The organism is Actinomycetes bacterium (assembly GCA_036000965.1).
GTDB lineage: Bacteria > Actinomycetota > CALGFH01 > CALGFH01 > CALGFH01 > DASYUT01.
Window position 1 is genome coordinate 1 of record DASYUT010000233.1, and the last position, 6,527, is coordinate 6,527.

The 6,527-nt window shown below is 73.6% G+C and carries 9 protein-coding genes; 2 read left to right on the forward strand and 7 right to left on the reverse strand.

All coding sequences use genetic code 11. The features are described from left to right. Positions 1–183: 183 nt before the first annotated feature. The 6 genes from pheS to infC form a co-directional block, all read right to left on the reverse strand. A complete protein-coding gene (gene pheS / locus VG276_21040; protein ID HEV8651811.1) occupies positions 184–1,245 on the reverse strand; it encodes a phenylalanine--tRNA ligase subunit alpha in 1,062 nt (353 codons plus the stop codon). A 111-nt stretch (positions 1,246–1,356) separates the two neighbouring features. Beyond that, entirely contained in the window at positions 1,357–2,421 is a 1,065-nt protein-coding gene (locus tag VG276_21045; protein ID HEV8651812.1) for an ATP-binding protein, read from the reverse strand. Continuing rightward, positions 2,414–3,238, reverse strand: coding sequence for an RNA methyltransferase (locus VG276_21050; GenBank protein HEV8651813.1), 825 nt, complete (start codon positions 3,236–3,238; stop codon positions 2,414–2,416). The genes VG276_21045 and VG276_21050 overlap by 8 nt, the downstream gene beginning before the upstream one ends. Positions 3,239–3,440: 202 nt before the next feature. Then, complete coding sequence (gene rplT / locus VG276_21055; GenBank protein HEV8651814.1) at positions 3,441–3,800, reverse strand: 50S ribosomal protein L20; 360 nt, start codon at positions 3,798–3,800, stop codon at positions 3,441–3,443. Positions 3,801–3,886: 86 nt separating this feature from the next. Next, positions 3,887–4,081, reverse strand: a complete 195-nt coding sequence (gene rpmI / locus VG276_21060) for a 50S ribosomal protein L35 (GenBank protein HEV8651815.1) — start codon at positions 4,079–4,081, stop codon at positions 3,887–3,889. Between the two features lie 39 nt (positions 4,082–4,120). After that, positions 4,121–4,780, reverse strand: coding sequence for a translation initiation factor IF-3 (gene infC / locus VG276_21065; protein HEV8651816.1), 660 nt, complete (start codon positions 4,778–4,780; stop codon positions 4,121–4,123). A 355-nt stretch (positions 4,781–5,135) separates the two neighbouring features. Here infC and VG276_21070 point away from each other — a divergent pair, with 355 nt between their 5' ends. Continuing rightward, entirely contained in the window at positions 5,136–5,660 is a 525-nt protein-coding gene (locus VG276_21070) for a hypothetical protein (protein HEV8651817.1), read from the forward strand. A 166-nt stretch (positions 5,661–5,826) separates the two neighbouring features. Here VG276_21070 and VG276_21075 read toward each other — a convergent pair whose 3' ends face one another. Beyond that, a complete protein-coding gene (locus VG276_21075; GenBank protein ID HEV8651818.1) occupies positions 5,827–6,030 on the reverse strand; it encodes a cold-shock protein in 204 nt (67 codons plus the stop codon). A gap of 159 nt (positions 6,031–6,189) precedes the next feature. Here VG276_21075 and VG276_21080 point away from each other — a divergent pair. Then, positions 6,190–6,527: hypothetical protein (locus tag VG276_21080; GenBank protein ID HEV8651819.1), on the forward strand; the 338-nt coding region annotated here is incomplete at its 3' end.

The window sequence follows — 6,527 nt, forward strand, 5'->3', positions numbered from 1 at the left end:
GCGTCTCCCGGCGGTCCTGGTTCGATGTGGGGGGCGCTCGCTCCCCCCACGGCCCCCCAAGAGCGCCTGTGCCATGGTCAGGCGGATCCCCCGGGCTCCCACGGCCCCAAGAGCGCCGGTGCCGCGGCCGGGCGGATCCCCAACCGCGCCTGTGCCATGGTCAAGCGGATCACCGACACGCCTTCACACGCTGGCCAGCCAGCGGACGTCGTTGTCGGCGAGGGTACGCAGGTCGGCAAGGCCGGAGCGGAGCATGTAGATCCGCTCCACGCCCATGCCGAACGCGAAGCCGGACACCTGGTCAGGGTCGTAGCCGACGTTGGCGAGCACCCGGGGATGGACCATGCCAGCTCCGAGGATCTCGATCCAGCCCTCGCCCTTGCAGGTGCGGCAGTCGCCGCCCCGGCCGCCGCAGACGAAGCAGGACACGTCGACCTCGGCGCTCGGCTCGGTGAACGGGAAATACGACGGGCGCAGCCGGATCTCGCGCTCGTCGCCAAAGTAGGCGCGGGCGAACGCCTGCAAGGTCCCCTTGAGGTCGCCCATGGTGATGTCCTCGGCCACGGCGAGGCCCTCGATCTGGTTGAACACCGGCACGTGGGTGGCGTCGGGGGTGTCGGCCCGGTAGCACCGCCCCGGGATGACCACGTACACCGGCGGCGGGCACTCCAGCATGGTGCGGATCTGTACGGGCGAGGTGTGGGTGCGCAGCAGCAGCGGGCTAGGCACGCTCGGGTCGGGTTCGACGAACAGGGTGTCGTGCATGAGCCGGGCGGGGTGGCCGGGCGCGAAGTTCAGCGCCTCGAAGTTGTACCAGTCGGTCTCGACCTCGGGACCTTCGGCGACCCGGTAGCCGAGGCCGATGAAGATGTCGACGACCTCGTCGACCGTACGGCTCAGGGGGTGGATGCTGCCGCGCGGGGGCACCCGGCCCGGCAGGGTCACGTCGACGCGCTCGGCCTCGAGCAGGACGGCGTCCCGGGCCGCCTCCAGCTCGGCCTGGCGGGCGGCGAGCGTGGCGGTGAGCTCTGCCTTGGCCTGGTTGACGCGCTGGCCGAGGGTCCGTCGGGTCTCGGGGTCGAGGCCGCCGAGGGCGCGCTGCACGTCGCCAAGGGGTGAGCGCCGAGAGACGTGCTGCTGCTCGGCGGCGCGCAGGGCGTCGAGGTCGCCGGCCTGGGCGATGGCGGCGCGGCCCGCAGCGACGATGGCGTCCAGGCCGGGGTCGGGCGTGGTGGTGGTGGGCATGGGAGCTCCTTGGGTGGGCGCCACCCGGCGTCCAGGGCGGGCAGCGGGAAGACGCAGCAAGCCTATCGTCCGCTCGGCGGTCGCCCCGCCGGGACCCGGTGGAGCCGGCTCCTAGTGGATCCCGGCCAGCTCCAGGCCCCCGCGGGGCAGGCGAAATCGGACCTCGGTGCCGCGGCCGACCTCGGAGCGGGCCCAGACCCGGCCGCCGTGGGCCTCGACCAGGCCTCGGGTGATGAACAGGCCGAGGCCGGTGCCGGTGGGCGCGCCGTGGCCGCCCCGCCGGTAGAACTTGGTGAAGATGAGGGGGACCTGGTCGGCAGGGATGCCGACGCCCTGGTCGGTCACGGCGACCTCGACGGCGTCGCCGGCGACCTCGCCGCGCACCGCCACCGTCCCGCCCTGCGAGTACTTCACCGCGTTCTCCACCAGGTTGGTCAGCACCTGCTCGATCTTGTCCCGGTCAGCATAGACCTCGGGGAAGTCGGGCGGGAACGACATCCGGAACGCGTGCCCGTCGTGGAGCTGCTCGAACCGGCCGACGACCTCGCGCGCGATGCGGGGGAGCTCGATCATCTGGCGCTGCAGCTCGAGCCGGCCCGCCTCGATCCGGGAGACGTCGAGCAGCTCGCCGATGAGCCGGGTGACCCGGTCGGCGTCGGCGTTGACGGTGGTCAGCATGTGGCGCTTCTGCTCGTCGCCGAACCGGTCCCAGCGGTGCAGCAGCGTCGAGGTGAACCCCTTCACGCTGGTCAGCGGGGAGCGCAGCTCGTGGGCGAGGGTGGAGATCAGCTCGCCCCGGTTGGCGTCGGCCCGGCGCCGGGCCGAGGCGTCGCGCAGCACGCATACCGCCTGCACCACGGTGGAATCGGGCCCCCGGACGAAGGTGGCCGACAGGTCCACCGGCCTGGTCCGTCCGTCCGCCGACAGGGTCAGCTCGCGCGGGGGCACCCCGCGCACCCCCGGCAGCCGGCGCAGCCGCTCCGAGCACGCCCACCACGGGTTGCCCGCCTCGTCGCGCAGGGGCAGGACGCTGTCGAGCGGCTGGCCGGCCAGCTCGTGACGGCTGGCCCGGGCCAGGCGCTCGGCCGCCGAGTTGGCCCAGGCCACGGTGCCGTCCGCCTCGACCACCACCACCGCGTCGGGCAGCGCCTCGAGGTAGGCCTGGGTGTCAGCCAACGGGCGCCTCCTCTCCGGCCGGGGCCGCCGCCCGCTGCCTGCGGGCCGTCTCCCAGAGCAGGACCGCAGCGGCAGCGGCCAGGTTGAGGCTCTCCGCCCGGCCGTGGATGGGCAGGCGCACGAGGTGGTCGAGGTCGCGCCGGACGTCCTCTCCGAGGCCGTGCGCCTCGTTGCCGAGCACGAGCGCGACCGGCCGCTCGAGGGGCGCGGCGTCGGTGTCGTCGCGGGCGTGCGGGTCGGTCCCGACCAGCGCCACCCCCCGGTCGGCGAGCGCCCCGGCCAGCGACGGCCAGGCCACCCCGCCCAGGACGGGCAGGTGGAACAGGCTCCCGGCGGATGCCCGGACCGCCTTGGGGCTCTCGAGGTCGACCGAGCCGGCCGTGGTGGCGACCGCGTCGGCGCCGAACGCGTCGGCGGCGCGTAGCACCGTGCCGGCGTTGCCGGGGTCACGCACCTCGGCCAGCACGCAGACCAGGCGCGGGGCGGCCGGCAGGGCGTCGAGCCCGCGGACGACGCTCGGCACCACCGCGACCAGGCCCTGGGGGGTGACGGTCTGGGCCAGGCCGTCGAGCACGGGCTCGGCGACCAGCAGCACCTGCGCCCCGGCCGCGCCGGCGTCGTCGACCAGCCGGCGGTGGCGGGCCGCGGCCGCCTGGGTCGCCAGCAGGGTCGCGACCGGGACTCCGGCGTCGAGCGCGGCCCGGATGCCCTGGGCGCCCTCCAGCAGGAAGCGGCCGCGCCCGGCGCGGGCCGTTGCGCGGCCGAGCTTGCGCGCGGCCTGCACAGTCGGGTTACGTACGCTCGTGATCACGTTCACGGTCGGGCTCGAGGTCGTCGGTAGGTGGACGGGGAGCCGGCGCCAGATGGCGTGCCTGGCGGCGAGACGGGCGGGGGTTCGAGGTCGTCGGTAGGTGGGCGGGGCGCTCGAGGTCGTCGGTAGGTGGACGGGGAGCTCGAGGTCATCGGTAGGTGGACGGGGGGCCGGCGCCCGGCGGTGACCGGGGCGCGGCAGGCGCTTGCTACTTGGCGAGGCCTTCCCTGGCCGTGGCGACGAGGGCGGCGAAGGCGCCCTGGTCGGTCACTGCGATGTCGGCCAGGACCTTGCGGTCGACCTCCACCCCGGCGTGCCGCAGGCCGGCGATGAACCGGTTGTAGGTGAGGCCCTCGGCCCGGGCCGCCGCGTTGATCCGGGCGATCCACAGGGCGCGGAAGTCGCCCTTGCGCGCCCGCCGGTCGCGGTAGGCGTAGCGCAGCGAGTGCATGACCTGCTCGTTGGCTGCCCGCACGTGGTGCCCGCGACTCGCCCGGTAGCCCTTGGCCAGCTCCATGGTCGTCCGCTTCGCCTTGGCGCCGTGGACGGCCCTCTTGACTCTTGCCACTGGAGTGTCTCCTGGTCTGTTCTTCGGTGTGCGGCCCGGCGGCTGCACGACCACTCACACAGGTGCGGCCAGGTTCGGCCGCACGGTCAGATCCCGAGCATGCGACGCACGTTGCGGCGGTCGGCGGCGGCGACCTCGACGCGGCGGCCGAGCCGGCGCTTCACGCCCGGGGACTTCTTCTCGAGGATGTGGTTCAGCTTGGCCTGCCTGCGGAGCAGCTTGCCGTTCTTGGTCACTTGGAAGCGGCGCGCGGCACCGCGGTGGGTCTTCATCTTGGGCACGAGGGTCTTCCTCTCGGTGGTCGGTTGGTGGTCCGGCCGCTACGAGGCGGGCACCGGCGCCACGCGCCCGCCCGCCTGGTCGGCGGGGGTGTTCGAGCGGGCTGGCTGCGACCCGCCGCGGTCGGCAGAGGCTGCGCCGCGCCCTGCCGTGCCCCGGTCGCCGACAGGGGTCGCCTTGGGGCCGCCCTGGCCCTTGCGGGGCGAGAACACGGCGATCATGTTGCGGCCGTCCTGCCTGGCCGGACTGTCGACCTGGGCGATCTCGGTGATGTCGGTCGCCAGCCTCTCGAGCAGGCGCCGGCCGAGCTCGGTGTGGGCCATCTCCCGCCCGCGGAACATGATCGTGACCTTGACCTTGTGGCCCTGCTTGAGGAACCGCTCGACATGGCCCTTCTTGGTCTCGTAGTCGTGCGGGTCGATCTTGGGCCGCATCTTCATTTCCTTGAGGACCACGAGGCTCTGCTTGCGGCGGGCCTCCTTGGCCTTGATGGCCTGCTCGTACTTGTACTTCGAGTAGTCCATCAGCTTGCAGACCGGCGGCCGGGCCAGTGGCGCGACCTCCACAAGGTCCAGGTCGAGCTCGTTGGCCAGGCGCTGGGCGGCGACGGTGTCCATGACGCCGAGCTGCTCCCCGTCGGCACCCACCACCCGGACCTGGGTGGCCCGGATCCGGTCGTTGATCCTGGGTTCTACGCTGATGCTGTCTCCCTCCTCTGGGCCTCCGCGGCCCCGAAACAACGAAAGGCGGCCAAAGGGCCGCCCCACCACCGGGGTCCGGTGGTCTGTCGCATCGACCTCCGGGGGCTCATACTGGCCTGGAGGTGAGAAGCCCTCGCTCCTGCTTCGCTGTGTGCAGTTGTCCTACGGTACCTGGAACGCCGGCGCGGGATCTGGCATTCCCTCAAGGCTTCGGATGCACCCGAGTCGGACTGTACTGTAGCAGCCGCATCGTCGCGGTGTCGACGGCGTCGGGGCTGTTTGGGGAGGCCACGACGCCGCGCGCCGCGCGACCGTCCCGCCGCCGCCCGGCGGCGCACCGCTCAGGAGACCGCCGATGCCAGACCCCACTGATTACCTCGACCAGCCCGATCCGGCGACCGCCGCGCAGGCACAGCGTGACGCTGTCGAGCAGATGCGCGAGCAGCTCGCCGCGCTGTCGGCCGGCGACCTCGTGGCCGAGACCGCAGTCCCGCTGGTGACGCTCGCCTACATGCGGCTCGGGGTCCCGCCCGGCCAGAACGACCGGTACCGGGACCTGGAGGCCGCCAGCCTGCTCATCGACGCCCTGGCCGGCATGCTCGACGGCGTCCAGGGCCGCCTGGGCGCGGTCGAGCCCGAGCTGCGCCGGGCCCTGGCCGACCTGCAGCTCGGCTACGCCGAGGTCGTGCGCCACAGCGGCGGCCACGCTGGCGCGGGCGCCTCCCGTCCCGGCCCCCGGGACGCCGGCCCGGGCGGCACCGGCCCCGGGGCACAGCCGAGCCCGCGCCCATCCCGGGAGCCGGCCGCCCCACCACCCGGGGCTGGGCCGGCCCAGCCCGGCCGCCGCCCATCCGGCCTCTGGGTGCCCGGCCAGCCCTGAGAGGAGCGCTGGATGACCGAGCTGGCCGAGGTCGTGCCCGGCCTGGCCGTCGAACGAGCCGGATGACCTCTCCGGATGCGGAAGGGCCCCGCGGGGGCGGGGCCCTTGCGGTCTTGCGTGCTGCCGGAAGTCCTAACGAACCGAAGGCCCGTCGAGCTCCTAGGCTCTACGCAAGCGGTCGGACGTTCGAGGCCTGGGGCCCCTTGGGGCCGTCGGTGATCTCGAACTCGACGGCCTGACCCTCGGCAAGGGTCTTGTAGCCGTCGATCTGAATTGCCGAGAAGTGGACGAAGACATCGTCGCCTCCGTTACGGGCAATGAACCCGTAGCCCTTCTCGTTGCTGAACCACTTGACGGTGCCTTCTGGCAACTCTGTCCCTCCTGTCACCCTCCCCGACCGTCTCCAGACACGGGCGCTGGTGGAATCCCGGTCGGGCGCGCGGAATGTAACGCAGTCGATGAAGCTGCACAAGCACGCTAGAAAATGGGTGCGACCACGGCATTCGCAACGCGGGAAGGGTGGGCCACGATGGGCCCGGACGACGTGCTGGAGATCGTCGGCCGGCTCGAGCGGGCCGGGGTGGCGGTGTGGCTGGACGACGGCTGGGGGGTGGACGCCCTGCTGGGCGCCCAGCACCGGCCCCACCGGGACGTGGACCCGGGCCAGGACTCGGCCCCGGCCCACACCCGAGCCGGACCCAGGGCTGGGGCTGGGCTGGGGCTGGGCTGGGGCTGGGCTGGGGCTGGGCTGGGGCTGGGCTGGGGCTGGGCTGGGGCTGGGCTGGGGCTGGGCTGGGGCTGGGCTGGGGCAGGGCGGGGGCAGGGCGGGGGCAGGGCTGGGGCAGGGCGGGGGCAGGGCCCGGCCGT